General features: G+C 70.1%; 17 protein-coding genes. 9 read left to right on the top strand and 8 right to left on the bottom strand.

Features of this window, described 5'->3' with window-relative positions:
• Window positions 1-41: 41 nt before the first annotated feature.
• Window positions 42-785: a hypothetical protein gene (locus tag ACIQBL_RS32055; protein ID WP_401947723.1), complete on the top strand. Its 744-nt coding sequence runs from the start codon at window positions 42-44 to the stop codon at window positions 783-785.
• A gap of 76 nt (window positions 786-861) precedes the next feature.
• Here ACIQBL_RS32055 and ACIQBL_RS32050 read toward each other — a convergent pair whose 3' ends face one another.
• From ACIQBL_RS32050 to ACIQBL_RS32035, 4 genes are all read right to left on the bottom strand, one after another.
• Window positions 862-1,620 carry an SDR family NAD(P)-dependent oxidoreductase gene (locus ACIQBL_RS32050; protein ID WP_401947721.1) on the bottom strand — a complete coding sequence of 253 codons (759 nt, stop codon included), beginning with the start codon at window positions 1,618-1,620 and terminating at the stop codon, window positions 862-864.
• Window positions 1,621-1,668: 48 nt separating this feature from the next.
• Window positions 1,669-2,433 (bottom strand): SDR family NAD(P)-dependent oxidoreductase, encoded by a 765-nt coding sequence (locus tag ACIQBL_RS32045; RefSeq protein WP_401947718.1) that lies wholly within the window; start codon window positions 2,431-2,433, stop codon window positions 1,669-1,671.
• A gap of 28 nt (window positions 2,434-2,461) precedes the next feature.
• Window positions 2,462-3,586: an acyl-CoA dehydrogenase family protein gene (locus ACIQBL_RS32040; protein ID WP_401947715.1), complete on the bottom strand. Its 1,125-nt coding sequence runs from the start codon at window positions 3,584-3,586 to the stop codon at window positions 2,462-2,464.
• Window positions 3,587-3,716: 130 nt separating this feature from the next.
• Complete coding sequence (locus ACIQBL_RS32035) at window positions 3,717-5,195, bottom strand: aldehyde dehydrogenase family protein (protein WP_401947712.1); 1,479 nt, start codon at window positions 5,193-5,195, stop codon at window positions 3,717-3,719.
• Window positions 5,196-5,382: 187 nt separating this feature from the next.
• On the opposite strand from ACIQBL_RS32035, the gene ACIQBL_RS32030 reads away from it, so the two are divergent.
• A complete protein-coding gene (locus ACIQBL_RS32030) occupies window positions 5,383-6,642 on the top strand; it encodes an amidohydrolase family protein (protein WP_401947709.1) in 1,260 nt (419 codons plus the stop codon).
• A gap of 76 nt (window positions 6,643-6,718) precedes the next feature.
• Here the strand turns inward: ACIQBL_RS32030 and ACIQBL_RS32025 are convergent, their stop codons facing one another.
• Window positions 6,719-7,723: an LLM class flavin-dependent oxidoreductase gene (locus ACIQBL_RS32025; protein WP_401947706.1), complete on the bottom strand. Its 1,005-nt coding sequence runs from the start codon at window positions 7,721-7,723 to the stop codon at window positions 6,719-6,721.
• Between the two features lie 68 nt (window positions 7,724-7,791).
• Complete coding sequence (locus ACIQBL_RS32020; RefSeq protein WP_401947704.1) at window positions 7,792-8,565, bottom strand: enoyl-CoA hydratase/isomerase family protein; 774 nt, start codon at window positions 8,563-8,565, stop codon at window positions 7,792-7,794.
• Between the two features lie 129 nt (window positions 8,566-8,694).
• Here ACIQBL_RS32020 and ACIQBL_RS32015 point away from each other — a divergent pair, with 129 nt between their 5' ends.
• From ACIQBL_RS32015 to ACIQBL_RS32005, 3 genes are read left to right on the top strand one after another with little or no spacing between them, the layout of a single operon-like run.
• Window positions 8,695-9,003, top strand: coding sequence for a hypothetical protein (locus ACIQBL_RS32015; RefSeq protein ID WP_401947701.1), 309 nt, complete (start codon window positions 8,695-8,697; stop codon window positions 9,001-9,003).
• A gap of 25 nt (window positions 9,004-9,028) precedes the next feature.
• Entirely contained in the window at window positions 9,029-10,546 is a 1,518-nt protein-coding gene (locus ACIQBL_RS32010) for a class I adenylate-forming enzyme family protein (RefSeq protein ID WP_401947699.1), read from the top strand.
• Window positions 10,543-11,574, top strand: a complete 1,032-nt coding sequence (locus ACIQBL_RS32005) for a phosphotransferase family protein (protein WP_401947696.1) — start codon at window positions 10,543-10,545, stop codon at window positions 11,572-11,574. The genes ACIQBL_RS32010 and ACIQBL_RS32005 overlap by 4 nt, the downstream gene beginning before the upstream one ends.
• 48 nt (window positions 11,575-11,622) lie before the next feature.
• Here ACIQBL_RS32005 and ACIQBL_RS32000 read toward each other — a convergent pair whose 3' ends face one another.
• Window positions 11,623-12,405 (bottom strand): SDR family NAD(P)-dependent oxidoreductase, encoded by a 783-nt coding sequence (locus tag ACIQBL_RS32000; protein ID WP_401947693.1) that lies wholly within the window; start codon window positions 12,403-12,405, stop codon window positions 11,623-11,625.
• A complete protein-coding gene (locus ACIQBL_RS31995) occupies window positions 12,402-13,721 on the bottom strand; it encodes an acyl-CoA dehydrogenase family protein (RefSeq protein WP_401947690.1) in 1,320 nt (439 codons plus the stop codon). Before ACIQBL_RS31995 ends, ACIQBL_RS32000 begins: the two co-directional genes overlap by 4 nt.
• A gap of 113 nt (window positions 13,722-13,834) precedes the next feature.
• Between ACIQBL_RS31995 and ACIQBL_RS31990 the strand changes: the two genes are divergently transcribed.
• The 4 genes from ACIQBL_RS31990 to ACIQBL_RS31975 all read left to right on the top strand — a co-directional run bounded on the left by ACIQBL_RS31990 (window position 13,835) and on the right by ACIQBL_RS31975 (window position 17,922).
• Window positions 13,835-15,067, top strand: coding sequence for a CaiB/BaiF CoA transferase family protein (locus ACIQBL_RS31990; protein ID WP_401947688.1), 1,233 nt, complete (start codon window positions 13,835-13,837; stop codon window positions 15,065-15,067).
• Between the two features lie 76 nt (window positions 15,068-15,143).
• The gene (locus ACIQBL_RS31985; protein WP_401947685.1) at window positions 15,144-16,343 is read left to right on the top strand and encodes a cytochrome P450; all 1,200 of its coding nucleotides are present in this window, start codon (window positions 15,144-15,146) and stop codon (window positions 16,341-16,343) included.
• 8 nt (window positions 16,344-16,351) lie between these two features.
• A complete protein-coding gene (locus ACIQBL_RS31980) occupies window positions 16,352-16,825 on the top strand; it encodes a VOC family protein (protein WP_401947682.1) in 474 nt (157 codons plus the stop codon).
• Window positions 16,816-17,922 carry an acyl-CoA dehydrogenase family protein gene (locus ACIQBL_RS31975; protein WP_401947679.1) on the top strand — a complete coding sequence of 369 codons (1,107 nt, stop codon included), beginning with the start codon at window positions 16,816-16,818 and terminating at the stop codon, window positions 17,920-17,922. Before ACIQBL_RS31980 ends, ACIQBL_RS31975 begins: the two co-directional genes overlap by 10 nt.
• Window positions 17,923-17,945: the final 23 nt, after the last annotated feature.

Below are 17,945 nucleotides of genomic sequence, written 5' to 3'. Positions count from 1 at the left end.
AGCGCAAAAGTTTGAGCCGCGAGATCAAAGGAGATCCGTTGATGCGCCAAGACCTGCACTTCAGATTGGAACGCATCTCCGCGTGGTGCGGATTTGTGCTGTTGCTCGGTTTCGCCGTCGCGTTCTCCGTCGGCCATCTCATCACGCCGATGGATCCGACGACGGACGCCCAAGGCGTCGTCGCATTCCTCACCGACCACCGGACGGGCATCCTCGCCTGCGCCGCGATCATGGTCCTTGTGGTCCCGTTCGAGTACCCGTTCGTCGTCGTGACCAGCATGCAGATGCGCCGTATCGAGGGCGGGTGGGGGCTGCTCTCCATGGTCCAGCTCCTCACCGGCGTCGTCGCACCGATCGGTTTCTTCTTCCCGATCGCGATACTCGCCGCCGCGGCCTATCGCCCGGAAAGCCACTCGCCCGACGTGCTCTACGCGATGTCGGACATCTACTGGCTCATGCTGGTCGGCAACGCCTGCATATTCGTCCTCCAGGTCTGGTCGATCGGATACGCGGCACTCGTCGACAACCGGGCCAAGCCGGTGTTCCCGCGCTGGTTCGGCTATCTCAACCTGGTACTCGGAGTTCTGCTCATCCCGGGCGCCTTCGTGTTCCTCACCAAGACCGGCCCGTTCGCCTGGAACGGACTCCTCGCGAACATGCTCCCCACGCTCGTGTACTTCATCTGGAAGATCGCCACGCCGATCGTGCTGTTGCGCGCCGTGAAATCCGAAGAGGAGGAGGCGGCAGCGGAGACCGCGGAACCCTCCGAACTGGCCGTCCCGTAGCGGATCTCCTCTACTCCCGGACGTATCGCCTCAGCTGCTTCCGCCTGCGTGCGGCGCGAATCCGCCCCGCCGCACGCTAGACCGAGAGCGCGAACCCGCCCGTCACCCGCAGCGTCTCACCCGTGATGAACGACGCCTTGGACGAGATCAGATAGAGCAGCGCCTCGACGATGTCCCGTTCCTCGCCCTCCCGTTGGAGGATCTGCTCGCCCAACACCCGCTTCGCCTCTGCCTCCGACAGTTCGGCGCGGACGGTGTCGGTGAAGATCAGGCCCGGGGCGATCGCGTTGACGCGGATGCCGTCGGCGGCGAACTCGCGCGCGAAGGACACGGTCAGTCCGCGTACGGCGAGTTTGGAGACGCCGTAGACGCTGCGGTTCGCGTAGGCGGCCGACGAGGAGATGTTGACGATGGCGGCGCCGGCGCGTCCCCGCATGGCCCGCTGCGCCGCGAGGGAGCAGATGACGACGCCCATGACGTTCACGTCGAGCACGCGCCGTACGTTCGCGAGGCCGAGTTCTGTGAACGGCCGGTTGTAAGCCGCGTGCAGGCCCGCGTTGTTGACCAGGATGTCGAGACCACCGTGGCGTTCGGCCACCTCGCCGATGACCGTCTCGACCGCGGTCTCGTCGGCCACGTCACAGGTCACCCCCGTCACGCTGCCGCCCAGGGTGCCGAGTTCGGCGGCGGCGGTTTTCGCCGCGGCGCCGTCGATGTCCGCGAGCACGACATGCGCACCCCGCGCCGCCAGCGCGGCGCCGAACGCCCTGCCGAACCCGCGCCCGCCCCCGGTGATGAACGCGACCTTGCCCTGCTGCTCGTTACCGTCCGGCATACGATTGCTCCCGTCGTCGTCCTGGTTCCAATGGGCCCCCGGCACCGGTCACTTGGGGCTGAACCGCTGCCCCGCGTCGAGCCGCAGGCACTGGCCGTTCAGCATCGGGTTGTCGACGATGGCGAGCGCCAGCTTGGCGTACTCCTCCGGCCGGCCCAGGCGTTTGGGGAACGCCGCGTCCTTGACCAGCACCGCCCGCGCCTCGTCCGGGATCTTCTCGACGGCGCCCGTCTCGAACAGGCTGGGCGCGATGGCCAGTACCCGGATGCCTAGCGAGCCGAGATCGCGCGCCATGGTGAGACACATGCCGGCGATGGCGGCCTTGGCGGCCCCGTAGGCGACCTGCCCGACCTGCCCCTCGAAGGCGGCGATCGACGACGTGTTGATGATGACACCGCGCTCACCGTCGGGGTCCTCGGGTTCGTTGCGGCTCATGTGCGCCGCCGCGAGCCGGCTGATGTTGAAGGTGGCCACCGTGTTGAGGTCGAGGACGCGGCGGAAGGTGTCGAGGTCGTGCGGGCCGTTCCTGCCGAGTGTCCGTTTCGCCGTACCACCGCCCGCAGTGGTGATCGAGACGTGCAAGCCGCCCAGTGACTCCACGGCGGCGGCCAGCGCACTCTCCGTCGCCTCGAAGTCGGTGACGTCGACCGGCTGGAAACGCCCGCCCAGCGCCGCGGCCACCTCGGCACCGGCCGACGCGGGACGATCGAGTACGACGACCTCGGCGCCCCGCGCCGCGAGCGACTCGGCACTGGCCCGGCCCATCCCGGACGCACCGCCGAACACCACGGCCTTCTTGCCCTTGATCTCCATCGAACGGTTCCGTTCCCTTTCGCTCGGCTCAGACGGACGCGGCGGACCGCTGAAGGAGGGTGCAGAGCCGGTCGCGGTGGACGGCGGTGTCCCCGTACAGGACCCGGTCGGCCCTGGCCCGGCGCAGATAGAGGTGGAGGTCGTGCTCCCAGGTGAAACCGATGCCGCCGTGCAACTGCAGCGCCCACGCGGCCACTTCACCGGTACCGGCCGTCGTGTAGGAGGCTGCGGCACAGGCCGCCCGGGCGGTGTCGTCGGCACCGGCGTCGGCGGCCATCGCCGCGTAGTACGTCGCGGCGCGGGTGCCGTGCACGCGCAGTGCCATGTCGGCGCAGGCATGCTTCACGGCCTGGAAACCGCCGATCGGCCGCCCGAACTGCACCCGGCTCCTGGTGTGTTCGACGGTCAGCTCCAGCATCCGCTCCATCACACCGAGCGCGTCGGCGCACCGCAGGACGGACGCCTCGTCGAGCAGGTTCTGGATCTGGGCCGGTCCGCCGTCGAGACGGGCGTCCAACGGCACGCGTACGGCGTCCAGGCGGACCTCGTGGAACGCGCGCGTCGGATCCAGGACGCGCTGCCGCCGGACGGTGACACCGGGGGCGACGCGGTCGACGAGGAAGCACGCCGGCTCGCCTTCGTGGCGCGCGGTGACCAGCAGCCAGCGGGCACCGCCGGCATCCTGCACCACGGTCTTGACCCCGTCCAGGACGACCCCGTTCCCCTCGGTGCGGGCGGTGGCGTGGACGCCGTCCGGTGTCCAGGGCGCGTGCGGTTCGGCGAAGGCCCAGGCGGCCCAGCCCTCACCGGCGGCGAGTGCGGGCAGCACCTCGGCGCGCAGCCGCTCGGAACCGCCGTGGGCGATCGCCCGGCCGACGACGGTCGTCGGCAGGAACGGGCCACGGGCGAGTGCGCGGCCCAACTCCTCGGCAAACAGGGCGAGTTCGACCAGTCCCTGGCCGGACCCGCCGTACTCCTCGGGCAGGGCCAGGCCGGGCCATCCGAGGGCGGAGGTCAGGCGCCACAGTTCGGGGTCGACGTCCTCGGAACGGTCCAGCGACGCTCGTACGAGGGCGAGCGGGGCCCGGTCGGACAGCAGGTCGCGCGAGGCCTCGCGCAGCATGGCCTGCTCCTCGCTGAGCTCGAAGTTCACCAGCCACCACCCTGTCCACGACAGATCTGTAGCACGAGAAAGGTATCCTCTTTTAGGTCGGCGGTCGAGATCCAGGGCCGACCCGACCATGCTCGCCACCCCCCGGGAGCGGCCACGGGCGTCGCACCGGTCACCGTGCCGCCCAGCTCACCGTCTTCGTCTCCAGATACTCGTCGAGCCCGAACTCGCCCCACTCCCGGCCGAGTCCACTCTGCTTGTATCCGCCGAAGGCCGCCCGCGGGTTCACCCCGGCGCTGCCGCCGTTGATCGTGACCCCGCCGGTGCGGAGCCGGGTCGCCATGTCGTACGCGGCCACGGTGTCGGCGCTCCACACGGCACCGCCCAGCCCGTACGGGCTGTCGTTCGCGATCCGTACCGCCTCCTCGTCGGTGCGGAAGGGGATGACGACACCGACCGGTCCGAAGAACTCCGTCCGGGCGACGGTCATCGCGTTGTCCACGGCGGCGAAGAGCGTGGGTTCGACGAAGTAGCCCCTGTCGAGGCCGGCCGGGCGCCTGCCGCCGCAGACGATGCGGGCGCCCTCCTCCTCGCCGACCCGGATCAGCTTCTCGACCTTGTCCCGCTGGGCCGCGCTGATCAGCGGGCCCATCGTGGTGGCCGCGTCGGCGGGATCGCCCACCCTGACCCCGGCGAGCGCCGTGCTCAGCCGGGCGACCAACTCGTCGTGGACCGACTCGTGCACGAGCGTGCGCGTCAGCAGCGAACAGCCCTGTCCCGCATGGGTGGTGATGCCCGCGAGCGCGGAGCGGACGGCGCCGTCGAGGTCGCCGTCCGCGCGCACGATGTTCGCCGACTTGCCGCCGAGTTCCAGCACCACCTTCTTCATGGAGGCGGCGGCCTGGGTGTACACCATGCGGCCCACCGTGTCCGACCCGGTGAAGCTGACGAGGTCCACCATCGGGTGCGTGGTCAGCTCGCGGCCGGCCTCGACGTCACCGGTCACGATGTTCAGCACGCCCGGCGGCAGTCCGGCCGCGTCCGCGAAGTCGCCGACGAGCAGCGAGTCGAGAGGGGTCTGGGGCGCGGCTTTGAGTACGACGGCGCAGCCCGCGGCGAGTGCGGGGATCACCTTCATCATGCTGAGGAAGAAGGGGAAGTTGTAGGCGGAGATCAGCGCGCACACCCCGAACGCCTCGCGGCGCAGCACCCCTTGGGAGATGCCGATGCCCGGCGCGATCGTAGGATCCATCGGGCGTTCCCACGCGAAGGCCGGCATCACCCGCTCGGCCATGTCCCGCAGATGCGCCACCGGCACCCGGGTCTGGAGAGTCTCCGCCAGTGCGCGCACCGAACCCGCCTCGGCCATGTTGACGGCGACGAGTTCGGGCAGCCGCCGCTCCAACTCCTCGGCCATGCGCAGCAGAACCGCGCCCCGCTCGGCGGGCCGCAGCCGCGGCCACGGCCCCTCGTCGAAGGCCCGCCGCGCCGCCTCGACCGCGCGACGCACATCCGCGGGCGAGGAGTCCGGTACCTCGGCGATCGTCTCCTCCGTCGCCGGATTGCGTACCACGATCCGCGCGTCCGACGTGCCGTCGGTGTGCCGTCCGTCGATGTAGAGCCGCGAAGAGAACGAGTACGTCGTCGTCATGTGCCGTCCCCTCATCAGTGTGTCCCGTGTTGAGTGTACTGAATTGGGCGAGGTGGGCCAGGGGTGTGCACCTTTTATTGACTCGACCGGTCGGTACAGCTAACTTCGCAGATATCTGGGGGTCGGCCTTCTGGCTACGGACGACGGAGTTCGAAGAGAGGTACCGCCTGTGTTCAAGGAATTTGTGGTGTCCGGTGATTCGCACATCATCGAGCCGGTCGATCTGTTCAAGACCCGCCTGCCCAAGGTGCTGCGTGAACGCGCGCTGTGGGAGGAGGAGTTCACCCTCGACGAGCCGATCGTGCCGGGCGGGCACACGGAGTTCAAGAAGCTGCACACGATCGGGTTCGACGGCTGGACCATCTCCAAGTACCGCCAGACCGGCGGGGAGACCCCGGACGGCGATCCCGACCACATCATCCGGGACATGAACTTCGACGGCGTCGACGCCTCGGTCATGTTCCCCAACCTCTCGCTGTTCGTCCTGTTCACCGACGACCACGAGCTGTCGATGGCGCATGCGCGCGTGTGGAACGACTACCTCGTCGAGCGCTACCTCCCCTACAAGGACCGGCTGCGCCCCACCGCCGCGATCCCGATCACGGACGTCCCCGCAGCCGTGGCGGAGATCGAGCGGATCGCGAGGCTGGGGCTCGGCGCGATCCTCCTCCCGGAGATTCCGCCGCTGCCGTACTACGCCCGCGAGTACGACCCGATCTGGGCCGCGGCGCAGGCGCACGGCCTGCCGGTCTTCATCCACGTGGCCACCGGTGGCGTGAAGGTCAAGGAGCAGGTCTCCGGGACGGCGCAGACCGTGCGGGGTCTGATGACGTCCATGAACATGGGCAAGGGCAATCTGACCGACGACATGGTGGCGGGCCGGACGATGGGTTTCGCGGCGGGTGCGGGGGTGGCGGGTCCGCAGGGCATCATCGCCAGCCTGGTCGGCGGCGGGGTGTGCGAGCGCTTCCCGGACCTGCATTTCAACCTGATCGAGTACACGGCGGGCTGGCTGGTCTCCTTCATGGGGTACATGGACAAGGCGTGGAAGACGGGCACCGGCCAGGACCCCGACTGGTGGCTGGGTTTCTGGGACGACAACCACCCCGCCACCGAACAGCCCTCGATGGGACGGCTGTTCGCGATCAACGACAAGTGGCCCTACCCGCTCAAGCCCACCGAGTACGTCCGGCGCCAGATCCACGTGCAGTTCGCGGACGACCCCACGGCCGTCAAGGCGCGGCACATCACCGGCCTGTCCACGGTCATGTGGGGCAACGACTACCCGCACGCGGAGGGCACCTTCCGCAGCAGCGCGGAGTGCATCGCGGAGAACTTCGAGGGCGTGAACGACGAGGACCGCGCGGCCATCCTGGGCGGCACCCTCGCCGACGTCGTCCACTTCGACAAAAGCCGGAAACTCGCCCCGGTCACCGAGAACGCCTGACCCGCGAGACGGCGTTTCAGGGTACTGAAACGCGCTGGGACGGCGGGCGGCCCGAGGGTGCCGCCCGCCGCTTCTCTCAGTGTTCGGGCAACTCGCCGATCAGGGCCAGACCGGCGCGGGCGTAGGCGGCCCTGCGCCGTCGGCTCACCAGGAAACTCGGCGGTGCGAAATAGCCGACGTCACGAGGCAGCGAACCGGCGCGACGGGCGAGCATGTCCTTCGCGTCGGCCGTCGTCCCGCACACGGCGATCCCGGTCAGCATCTCGTCGGTGACGGCGGCGGCCATCGCGTCGGTGTCCCCGGCCCGGAACGCCTTGCGCAACTGTGCCACCGGACCCTCCCAGCCGTGGTGGGCCACGAACGGGTCGTACGTCTTCACCGTGAGGTAGAAGGCGATCATGCGGCGGGCGTCGGCCACGGCGCGTTCGGGGGCGGTGTCGTCCACCGCTGTGATGATCCACCCGTGTTCCAGGGGAGGCTCGGCGCGGCCCGCCGCAGCGGTGCCGCGCTCGACGGACGGTCGTACGACATCGTTCCACCAGGAGCCGGTGAACAGCCCGTGTCCGATCACGCCGTCGGCGACGCGGCCCGCCGTGGAGGCCATGCGGGTGTTGAACGCGGCGAGCAGGACCGGGATGTCGAGCCGGCCGAGCACGGGGGCGCGGACGTCGGCGTCGATCGAGTGGAACTCGCCGGAGTAGTGGACCTTCTCGCCGTTCTCCGCGTGCAGCCAGGCGCGGACGGCGCCGACGGTCTCCGCGATCCGGTCCACGGGCCGGTCGGCGGGCACGTCGAGCCAGTCGCGGTTGATGCGGAACGCGGCGCTGCCGAGCCCGAGGAAGAGCCGTCCCGGTGCTTGGGCGTGCAGCTGGCGCAGCGCGGTGGCGTGGGCGTACGGGGTGCGGGCGAAGGCGTAGGCGATGGCGGGCCCCGCCAGGGCGTGCTCGGAGTTCGCGACGATCTCGGCGAGGGTGAGGTAGGCGTCATGGTCGACGAACTCACCGGCGCAGAAGGCACCCGCACCGGCCTCCTCGGCCTCACGTGCCACCTCACGGCCCGGCCAGGGCATGCCGAAACGCATCAGAGCCAGCCCTCCCCAGAATCATCCCGCGTAAAAAAGGATACTGTTTTATGGAGCGTAGGGGAGTGTCAGCGCACTGTCCACTGCCCACGGGGCACCACGGAGCGGTCCACCTCCGCCTTCCCGATCGGGTTGCCGATCTGGGTGTACGACAGCCCGGTGCGCAGGGCCTGGGTGCGCGTCGCGTCGAGGGACTCCCAGATCGCGCGGACCGTGCCCTGGATCGCGGCCGGCGGTTTGGCGGCGATGACGCGCGCGATCTCGTCCGCCCGGTCCCAGAGCCGCTCGCCCGGCAGCACCTCGCTGACCAGGCCGATCTGCAGGGCGCGCGCGGCCGACAGGCGCTCGTCCAGGCCGAGCAGCGCGATCCGCAGGGTCTCGCCGAGAGGGATGCGGCGGGCCAGCCCGATCGGTTCGAGCGCCGCGGTGAGTCCGTAGCTGACGTGCGGGTCGAAGAAGGTCGCGTCCTGCGAACAGATAAGGATGTCCGCCTCGTTGAGCCAGTAGAACGCGCCGCCGGCGGCCATCCCGTGCACCGCGCAGACCAGCGGTTTCCACACCTGGTTCAGCTTCGGCGACAGGAACTCCCCGGGATCGCTCTGCGACCACACGTTGGGGTGCCGGTCGATCCCTTCCTTCACGTCCATGCCGGTGCTGAACGCGCGCTCGCCCGAGCCGCGCAACACCACGACGTGCACGTCGTCGTCGGTCTTCACCCGGTCCCAGATCGCGGCGAAGTCCTCCAGCATGTGCTGATTGAAGCTGTTCATGGCCTGCGGCCGGTTCAGTGTGACCGTGGCGACATGGTCGGTCACCTCGAACAGGACGGTCTTGAGATCCATCCGGCGACTCCGTTCATCGGATCGGTACGTCGGCTCGGTTCGTCATCTCGACGCGATCGAGGTAAGTAGTATACTTTTTTCTGGTCTTCGGGCGCCCGGAACGGAACAAGATCCGCGGAGGAAGCTGCGATGAGGCCACGAGTGGGACAGATGCTCGCCAGCACGGTGGACACGACGGCGGTGATCGTCGTGCGCTGCCCCGACAGCGAGTTGGACGTCACCTGCGGCGGTGCCGCCATGATCGAGGGGACCGGGCCGGGGGCCGTCACCGGCACCGCCGACCCGGACCGGATGGGCGGCTCACTGCTCGGCAAGCGCTACGCCGACGAGGACCTGGGCCTCGAACTGCTCTGCACGAAACAGGGACAGGGGACCCTCGCGGTGAACGGCGTCCCCCTGCCGGTGAAGTCCGCCAAGCCGCTCCCGGCCTCGGACTGAGAAGCGGGAAGCGGGAAGTGCGCCGATGAACGTGTCGATGATCCTGGACATGGCCGCCGAGGGCTTCGGCGACCGGGTCGTGATCGGACGCGCGCAGGACGGGCTCACCCCCGTCCGGCTGCGCGAACTGGCCGACGGCGGGGCCCGGTTGGTCCGCGCGGCCGGCGCCGACGCGATCGTGTACCTGGCCACGAACGGCCCCGCCTTCGCCGTCGCCCAGTTCGCCGCGGCCCGCGCCGGAGTCCCGCTGGTCCCGGTCAACTACCGCCTGGGCGACGAACAACTCGACGCCCTCCTCGCGAACCACCCGCACGCCCTGGCCATCGCCGCCCCCGACCAGGACGCGGCCCTGCGCCGGGCCGGACTGCCGTCCCGCAGCCCCGCCGACTGGCTCACGGACGCAGCCGCGCACACGGGCGATGACGCCGATCCGGTCCCGCCGTCCGCCGCCCCCGCCGTACTGATCTACACCAGCGGAACCACCTCGGCCCCGAAAGGTGTGGTCCTGCGCCACCACAACCTCGTGTCGTATGTGCTCGGCACAGTGGAGTTCGCCGCGGCGGACCCCGCCGAGGCGGCCCTGGTGAGTGTGCCGCCGTACCACATAGCCGCCGTCTCCCATGTGCTCACGAACCTCTACGCCGGCCGACGCACCCTCACTCTCGACCAGTTCACCCCGGCGGGCTGGCTCGCCCTCGTCCGGGAGCAGCGGATCACGCACGCGATGGTGGTGCCGACCATGCTCGCCCGGATCATGGACACGGCGGGACTGAACCGTTCCGTACCCTCAATGCGTTCACTCGCCTACGGTGGCGCCAGGATGCCGGTGCGCGTGATCGAGACGGCACTGCGCGCCTGGCCGGGGGTCGACTTCGTCAACGCCTATGGCCTGACGGAGACTTCGTCCACCGTCTCGGTGCTGGGCCCGGCCGAACACCGGGCGGCGGTCGCGAGCGAGGACCCCGTGGTGCGGGCCCGGCTCGGCTCGGCCGGGCTGCCGGTGCCGGGCATCGAGATCGAGGTCCGTGACGTGACAGGGGAGCCGCTCGGCGCGGGGGAGACCGGGCAGATCTGGGTGCGCGGTGAGCAGGTCTCGGGGGAGTACGCCGGGCAGGGCTCCGCCGTCGACCAGCGGGGCTACTTCCACACCCGCGACCGGGGCCGCCTCGACGCCGACGGCTACCTCCACATCGAGGGCAGGGCCGACGACACGATCATCCACGGCGCGGAGAACATCGCGCCCGCCGAGATCGAGGATGTTCTTCTACGGCACCCCGACGTGCTCGACGCCGTCGTCGTCGGCGTCCCGGACGAGGAGTGGGGCCAGCGGATCGAGGCCGTGGTGGTGCCTCGCGACGGCGCCGAGGTCGACGCCGGGGAGCTGCGCGCGGCCGTACGCGGCACCCTGCGCGGCTCGAAGACCCCGGACCGCATCACGTACTGGACCGAACTCCCGCGCACGGTGACCGGGAAACTGGTGCGCCGCGACATCGTGGCCGCACTCACCGCACCCGGGAACGCCGGGACGAAGGGGCAGCCATGAGTGTCATCACCAACGGCCCAGCGCTGGTAATGGAGTTGACGGATCGTACGGCCGCCGTGGTCGCCGGCTGGATCCCCGGAGCCGGGGTGACCTGCGTCGAACCCCTCACCGGCGGCACGTCGAGCCTGACGTACGTCGCCGCCCTGTCGGGTGTCCCGGCCGGCTACGAGCGCGTCGTCCTCAAGGTGGCGCCGCCCGGCCTGGCCCCGGTCCGCAACCGGGACGTACTGCGTCAGGCACGGCTCATGGCGGCCCTGGCCGGGCAGCCCGGAGTACGCGTGCCGAAGGTGCTGTTCTGCGACGCGGGCACGCCCCCGGCGATCCAGCCCTTCGTGGCAATGGAGTTGGTGCCGGGGGAGTGCGTCGAGCCGGTGCTGGTACCGCGCGGCACGCTCACCTCGGGGGAGGTGCGGTCCCGTGCCCTGGACGCGGCCCGTATGCTCGCCGACCTGCATCGGGTGGATCCGGCGCGTACGTCCCTCGCGGGGGAGCCGGTGGTCACGCTCGCCGGGGAGATCGACCGCTGGACCCGGGCGTTCGGCACCGTCTCCGACGACCTGAGCGCCGGTCACGAGGCGGTCGCCGACCGGCTGCACGCGACGGTGCCGGCCGCGACGAGACCCGTGTTCACCCACGGCGACTACCGGCTCGGCAACACGCTGTGCGCGGACGGCTCGGTCACGGCGATCATCGACTGGGAGATCTGGTCGCTCGGCGACCCCCGGGTCGACATGACCTGGCTGACCTTCTTCACCGACGAGGCCCAGCACCCGGCCTCCCTGTCGGACGAGCCGACCGGTATGCCCTCCAAGGCCGAACTCGTCGACGCCTACGAGGAGACGCGCGGCGAACGGCTCCACGACTTGCGGTGGTTCGAGGCACTCACCAAGTACAAGGAGTCGGCCGCGACCGCCCTGCTCATCAAACGGGGCCGGAAAGCAGGGCAGTTGAACGCCATGCATCAGCGCATGCTGCCCGCCCTGCCGGTGTTGCTGGGCGAGGCGAGGGAACTGCTGGGAACAATGTGACGCCCCCGCCGGGCCGACCTGGGCTCCCGCAACGGCCTGCGGGAGGGGCTAGTACAGCCCGCCGTCCACCCGGATCAGCGCCCCCGTCGTATAGCTGGACGCGTCGCTCGCCAGATACAGGGCGGTACTGACGATCTCGTCCGGCTGTCCGGGACGCCCGATCGCGCTGCGGGTCGTCTGCCGTTTCTCCTCCGCCCAGGCCTTGGAGATGTCGGTGAGGAACGGCCCGGCCGAGATCGTGTTGACCCGCACTGTCGGGCCGTACTCCAGCGCGAAGACCGTCGTGAGCGCGTTGAGCGCCGCCTTGGCGCCCGCGTACGGGCCGAAGCGGGGCTGGGGCATCAGCGCGCCGGACGACGAGACGTTGATGATCGAGCCCCCGTCCTCCGAGTCGGCCATCCGCTGCCCGATCAGCGAGGCGAGCCGGAACGGGCCCTTGAAGTTGACGCCGATCACCTTGTCGAACAACTCCTCGCTCGTCTCGGCCGAGGAAGGGGCGAGCGGGGACATGCCGGCGTTGTTGACCAGGACGTCGACCTTGCCGAACTCCTCGTAGGCCGCGTCGGCGAGCCGGGCGAGGTCGTCCCAGTGGCCGACGTGCGCGGCGACCGGGAGGGCGCGGCGGCCGAGGGCGCGGACCTCGGCCGCCGCGGTCTCGCACGCGTCGAGTTTGCGGCTGGCGATCACCACGTCGGCGCCCGCGGTGGCGAAGGCGCGCACCATCGCGAGGCCCAGCCCGCGGCTGCCGCCCGTGACGAGCGCGACCTTGCCGGAGAGGTCGAACAGGTCAGCCGGAGCAAGGGACTTGATGTCGCGGCGCTCGTCGCTCATGCGTCCACCCGGCCGGTGAGACTCTCGTCGTCGAGGATGTGCGCGTACCGCTTGCGGGCCGCCTCCCGCTTGGGCGGGATGTGCTCGCTGGGGAACAGCCCCTCGGCCGGGCGGCGGTTCTTCAGCAGCTGCTTGGCGATCGTGGCGCGGTGGACCTCGGTGGGGCCGTCGGCGAGGGCGAGGTTCGGGGCGGCCATCCACCATTTCGCCAGGGGGAGTTCGTTGGTGGTGCCGAGCGAGCCGTGCAGATGCAGGGCGCGCTGGATGACGTCGTGCAGCACCTTCGCCGTCTGGACCTTGCACATCGCGATCTGGGTCCGGGCGGCGCCGTGCGGCTGGGTGTCGATGATCCAGGCGGTGTGCAGGACGAGCAACCGGAACTGTTGCAGCTCCACCCAGGAGTCCGCGATGAACTGCTGCACGGCCTGCTTCTCGGCGAGAAGAGTGCCCTGAGTACGGCGGGACAGCGCGCGCTCGCACATCATGTCGAAGGCGCGGGCGCACTTGCCCACGGTGCGCATCGCGTGATGGACCCGGCCCCCGCCGAGCCGGGCCTGGGCGACCTCGAAGCCCTCGCCGGGGCCGCCGAGCATGGCGTCGAGCGGGACCCGCACCTGGTCGTAGCGGATGTAGGCGTGGATGCCCTCGTCGAGGGAGTCGCGCTCGTCCATCGTGCCGACGTTGCGCTTGATCTCGATGCCGGGTGTCTCGGCCGGGACGACGAACATCGACATCCGGGCGTGCGGCGGCGCCTCGGGGTCGGTGACGGCCATGACGATGAGGAAGGCGGCGTACCGGGCGTTGGAGGAGAACCACTTCTCCCCGTCGATCACCCACTCATCGCCGTCGCGCCGGGCCCGGCACGCGAACTCCTTCGGGTCGGCCCCCGCCTGCGGTTCCGTCATCGAGAAGGTGGAGACGATGTCCCCGTCGAGCAGGGGCTGCAGATACCGCGCCTTCTGTTCGGCGGTGCCGAACATGGCCAGGATCTCGGCGTTGCCGGTGTCCGGGGCCGCCGTGCCGAACACCGTCGGGGCCCAGTAGGAGCGGCCGAGGATCTCGTTGAGATAGGCGAGCTTGACCTGTCCGTAGCCCGCGCCGCCCAGTTCGGCGCCGAGATGGCAGGCCCACAGACCCTGGGCCCGGACCTGGTCCTGGAGCGGCCGCAGGATCGCGCGCGCCTTCTCGTTGCGCGTGTCGTACGGGTCGCCGCCGTGCGGGAACAGGAGGTCGAGGGGTTCGACCTCCTCCCGTACGAAGGCCGTCGCCCAGTCCAGTTTGGCCTGGAACTCGGGTTCGATCGAGAAGTCCAGCATCGGCCCTCCGGAAGGTGCGGCTCGGTCCGTGACGGCAAAACAGTATACTTTTTAGCGAGGTTCGGTCCATACTCGGAGCGCGTGACGGCGGATTGAGTATGAGGAGCTGGTCGATGCGCAGGCCGATGGAGGGCGTACGCGTCCTCGAAGTAGCCCAGTTCACCTTCGTCCCGGCGGCGGGTGCCGTGCTCGCGGACTGGGGTGCCGATGTCATCAAGATCGAGCACGCCGAACGCGGCGATGCCCAGCGGGGGCTGGTCCGGGTCCTCGGCTACGACGCCACCAGCGAGGGGTCGTCGTTCTTCCCGATCGTGGAGGGACCCAACCGGGGCAAGCGCAGCGTCGGCCTCGCCCTGGAGAAACCGTCCGCCCGCAAGGTGTTCGAGGACCTGGTCCGCGCCAGCGACGTGTTCCTCACGAACTTCCTGCCCGAGGCGCGCGCGAAGCTGCGCATCGACGTCGAGGACGTGCGGGCGATCAACCCGGACATCATCTACGTCCGGGGCAGCGGATTCGGCGCACGCGGGGAGGAGGCCACGAAGGGCGGCTACGACAGCACGGCCTTCTGGGCGCGCGGCGGCAGCGCCGCCGGAGTCACACCGCCGGGCGCGGACCGCATGACCCGGATGCCCGCCGGCGCCTACGGCGACGCGATGGGCGGCATGACGATCGCCGGTGGCATCGCCGCCGCCCTCTACTCCCGCGCGACGACCGGGGAGACGTCCGTGGTGGACGTGTCGTTGCTCGGCGTCGGTGCCTGGGCGACCCAGTTCACGGTCAACATGGCGCTGATGAACGGGGGCCCGCTCCCGGTGAACATCCAGCCCCGGCACGGCTCGCGCACCAACCCGCTCATCGGTGCCTACCTCACCTCCGACGGACGGTGGATCGAACTGTCGATGCTCCAACCCGGCCGCTACTGGGCCGAGTTCTGCAAGCTCGCCGGCCGTGAGGAACTCGGCACCGACGAACGCTTCGACAGCGCCGAGAAGTTGATGGCCAACGCCGCGGAGGGGGCGGACATCGTCGCCGGTCTCATCGCGTCCCGCCCGTTCGCCGAGTGGGTCGAGATCCTCTCCCGGGGGGAGGGGCCGTGGGCGGCGGTGCAGAACGCCTGGGAGGTCGGCCAGGATCCCTCGCTGCGCGCCAACGGACTCATCGCCCCGGTCGTGGACGCCGACGGCGTGGACCGCGAACTCGTCGCCAGTCCCGTCCAGTTCGACGAGAGCCCGGCCGACCTGACCCGGGCACCGCAGTTCGCGGAGCACACCGACGAGGTCCTGCGCTCACTCGGTCTCTCCGAGGACGAGCTGATCGCGCTGAAGATCGACGGCGCGGCGACATGACCGCCGTAACGGACATCGAGGCCGTACCGGACGTGACAGCCGTACGAGCGCTGAACACCGCACGAAAGGAGCCGTGATGAGCGCGACCCTCGAACCCGACGGGACCCACCAGGGCGTCCCCGCCTACCACTTCGACAACCGGCTCGGCGGCCCGGTCCTCAGCCATCAGGAACGCTGGGACGAGATCGCCCGCACCCACTCCGGATTCCGCAGCACCACCGCGCGCGGGTACTGGGTCGTCACCGAAGGCGCGGCCGTCCAACAGGCGTTGCAGGACTGGCGGACCTTCTCCAACCAGTCGGTGACGGCGCTCGATCCGGACCCGAGGTTCCTGTGGATCCCGGAGATGCTCGACCCGCCCCAGCACACCGCGTGGCGGCGCCTGTTGGGCAGCGCCTTCTCGCCCAAGACCGTCGCCGCCCGTGAACCGGAGATCCGGGAGGTCGCGTCCAACCTGATCGACGGGCTGAAGGACAGCGGCTCCGCCGACGTCCTCGACGCGTTCGCCCGCCGCTTCCCGACCCTGATCTTCATGCGCCTGATGGGTCTGCCCGAGGAGGATCTCCCGCAGTTCCTCGACTGGATCCACGACCTGCTGCACCTGTCCCACGGTGAAGACCCGCACGGCGAGCGGCAGTTGCGCGCCATGAACTCCGTGTCGGAGTACTTCGAGGAACAGATCGCCGTCCGCCGCGAGGCTCCTCGCGACGACCTGCTGTCCCGCGCCATGACCTGGACGATCGACGGCGAGCCGATCAGCGACCGGGACATGCACGCGTTCTGCGTCCTGCTGTTCCAGGCCGGCTTCGACACGGTCCCGATCTCGATCGGCTGGGCCCTCTACCACTTCGCCACGCATTCCGAGCAGCGCAAGGCGATCGTCGACGACCCGTCACTGATCCCCACGGCGGTCGAGGAGATCCTGCGCGTCTACTCGTTCGTCGTGCCCGCCCGCAAGGCGACCCAGGACGTGGAGATCGGCGGCTGCCCGGTCAGGGCGGGGGAGATGGTGATGCTCCCGCTCGCCGTCAGCAACCGCGACCCCGAGCGCTTCGACCACCCCCTCGACGTGGACCTGCGCCGCCAGGCCACCAACCACATCGCGTTCGGATCGGGCCCGCACCGCTGCCTGGGCTCGCACCTCGCCCGCCTCGAACTCAACGTGGCCGTCGAGGAATGGCACCGGCGCATCCCCGACTACCGGATCACCCCCGGCCAGGACCTCGAACAGCACGGCAACATGTACGGCATCAAGCAGCTCCGGCTGGAGTGGTGAGCGACGCCATGACGCACCCTCTCAGCGCAACTGACCTGTACCACACCGGAATTGTGGTCCCGGACATCGAGGCGGGGAAAGCGCGGCTGACCGGACTCGCCGGCCACCGCTGGACCGGGACCATGGCCGCAGACCTGCCGGTCCGGCTGGCGGACGGCGAGCGCGTGCTCCCGCTGCGCTTCGCGTACTCGCTGGACGCCCCGCACCTCGAACTCGTGCAGGAGATCCCGGGAACCCCGTGGACGCCGGCCGCGCACTTCGCCATCCATCACCTCGGCTACTTCTGCGACGACCTGCCGACGACGTCCAAACGCCTGGAGGAGGCGGGCTTCCCGCTGGAGGCCTGCGCGGAGGTCGACGGCGCCATGTCGATCTTCGCCTACCACCTCGACCCGGCGGGCGTCCGCATCGAGATCGTCGACCGCACCCGCATGCCGGACTTCGACGTCTACCTGCGCTCCAAGGCACCGACGTGGCACTGACGTTCACCGAGGAGCAGGAGCAACTCCGTACGACGCTGCGGCGCTTCCTGACGGAGAAGGCACCGAGCGCGGCGGTGCGCCGCGCCATGGACTCCGACGAGGGACACGATCCGCGACTGTGGCGGCAGATGGCCGACCAACTCGGCCTGCACGGAATCGCGCTGCCGGAGGAGTACGGCGGATTCGGCGGCGGCGCCGTCGAGTTGGGGATCGTGCTGGAGGAGACGGGACGGGTCCTGCTGCCGTCGCCGTACTTCGCGACCGTGGCCCTCGCCGGGCAGGCCCTCGCGGCCTCCAACGACGAGGCGGCGAAAGCGCGTTGGCTGCCCGCGATCGCCGACGGCTCGATGACGGCCACGCTCGCGCTCGCCGAGGCCACCGGTTCATGGCGGTTGGCGGACATCGAGACCTCGGCCGGAAACGGGACGGCGGTGTCCGGTACCAAGATGTTCGTCGTCGACGGCCACACCGCCGACCTGGTCCTCGTGGTCGCCCGCACCGACACCGGGCCCGGGCTGTTCGCCGTCGACGGTGCCGCGCCCGGTGTGACCCGCACCCGGCTGGAGACCCTCGACCCGACCCGGCGGCTGGCGCGTATCGACCTCGACAGCGCGCCCGCGCAACGGGTCGGTCCGGACGGTGACGCCTCGGCGTATCTGCGCACGGTGCTCGACCTCGTGGCCGTGGCGCTCGCCGCCGAGCAGGTCGGCGGGGCGCAGGCCTGTCTGGACGCGGCCGTGGAGTACGCGAAGGTCCGGGTGCAGTTCGGGCGGCCCATCGGGTCGTTCCAGGCGGTCAAGCACAAGTGCGCCGACATGCTGGTCGCCGTGGAAGGGGCCAGGTCGGCGGCCTACCACGCGACGGCCGTGGCCGCCGAGGGCTCGTCCGAACTACCGGTGTCCGCCGCTTCGGCCGCGTCCTGCTGCGCGGACGCCTTCACCCACGCGGCCAAGCAGAACATCCAGATCCACGGCGGCATCGGCTACACGTGGGAGCACGACGCGCACCTCTATCTCAAGCGCGCGAAGTCGTCGGAGCAGTTGTTCGGGGGCCCGGCGACGCACCGGGCCCGGTTGGCCGACCTGGTCGGAATCTGAGACCGACGTCCTGTCGAAAGGCT

The sequence above is a fragment of the Streptomyces sp. NPDC088350 genome (assembly GCF_044753545.1).
GTDB lineage: Bacteria > Actinomycetota > Actinomycetes > Streptomycetales > Streptomycetaceae > Streptomyces.
The sequence above is the reverse complement of the archived record's forward strand: the minus strand, read 5'-3'. Positions and strand labels throughout refer to the sequence as shown.

What these genes read in the sequence shown, in the direction of transcription:
- ACIQBL_RS32020 (WP_401947704.1), bottom strand. Translation starts at nt 8,565, where the DNA reads ATGGATCTCAAGACCGTCCTGTTCGAGGTGACCGACCATGTCGCCACG.
- ACIQBL_RS32015 (WP_401947701.1), top strand. Translation starts at nt 8,695, where the DNA reads ATGAGGCCACGAGTGGGACAGATGCTCGCCAGCACGGTGGACACGACG.
- ACIQBL_RS31980 (WP_401947682.1), top strand. Translation starts at nt 16,352, where the DNA reads ATGACGCACCCTCTCAGCGCAACTGACCTGTACCACACCGGAATTGTG.
- ACIQBL_RS32050 (WP_401947721.1), bottom strand. Translation starts at nt 1,620, where the DNA reads ATGCCGGACGGTAACGAGCAGCAGGGCAAGGTCGCGTTCATCACCGGG.
- ACIQBL_RS32055 (WP_401947723.1), top strand. Translation starts at nt 42, where the DNA reads ATGCGCCAAGACCTGCACTTCAGATTGGAACGCATCTCCGCGTGGTGC.
- ACIQBL_RS32025 (WP_401947706.1), bottom strand. Translation starts at nt 7,723, where the DNA reads ATGCGTTTCGGCATGCCCTGGCCGGGCCGTGAGGTGGCACGTGAGGCC.
- ACIQBL_RS31985 (WP_401947685.1), top strand. Translation starts at nt 15,144, where the DNA reads ATGAGCGCGACCCTCGAACCCGACGGGACCCACCAGGGCGTCCCCGCC.
- ACIQBL_RS31995 (WP_401947690.1), bottom strand. Translation starts at nt 13,721, where the DNA reads ATGCTGGACTTCTCGATCGAACCCGAGTTCCAGGCCAAACTGGACTGG.
- ACIQBL_RS32045 (WP_401947718.1), bottom strand. Translation starts at nt 2,433, where the DNA reads ATGGAGATCAAGGGCAAGAAGGCCGTGGTGTTCGGCGGTGCGTCCGGG.
- ACIQBL_RS32005 (WP_401947696.1), top strand. Translation starts at nt 10,543, where the DNA reads ATGAGTGTCATCACCAACGGCCCAGCGCTGGTAATGGAGTTGACGGAT.
- ACIQBL_RS32000 (WP_401947693.1), bottom strand. Translation starts at nt 12,405, where the DNA reads ATGAGCGACGAGCGCCGCGACATCAAGTCCCTTGCTCCGGCTGACCTG.
- ACIQBL_RS31990 (WP_401947688.1), top strand. Translation starts at nt 13,835, where the DNA reads ATGCGCAGGCCGATGGAGGGCGTACGCGTCCTCGAAGTAGCCCAGTTC.
- ACIQBL_RS32035 (WP_401947712.1), bottom strand. Translation starts at nt 5,195, where the DNA reads ATGACGACGACGTACTCGTTCTCTTCGCGGCTCTACATCGACGGACGG.
- ACIQBL_RS32010 (WP_401947699.1), top strand. Translation starts at nt 9,029, where the DNA reads ATGAACGTGTCGATGATCCTGGACATGGCCGCCGAGGGCTTCGGCGAC.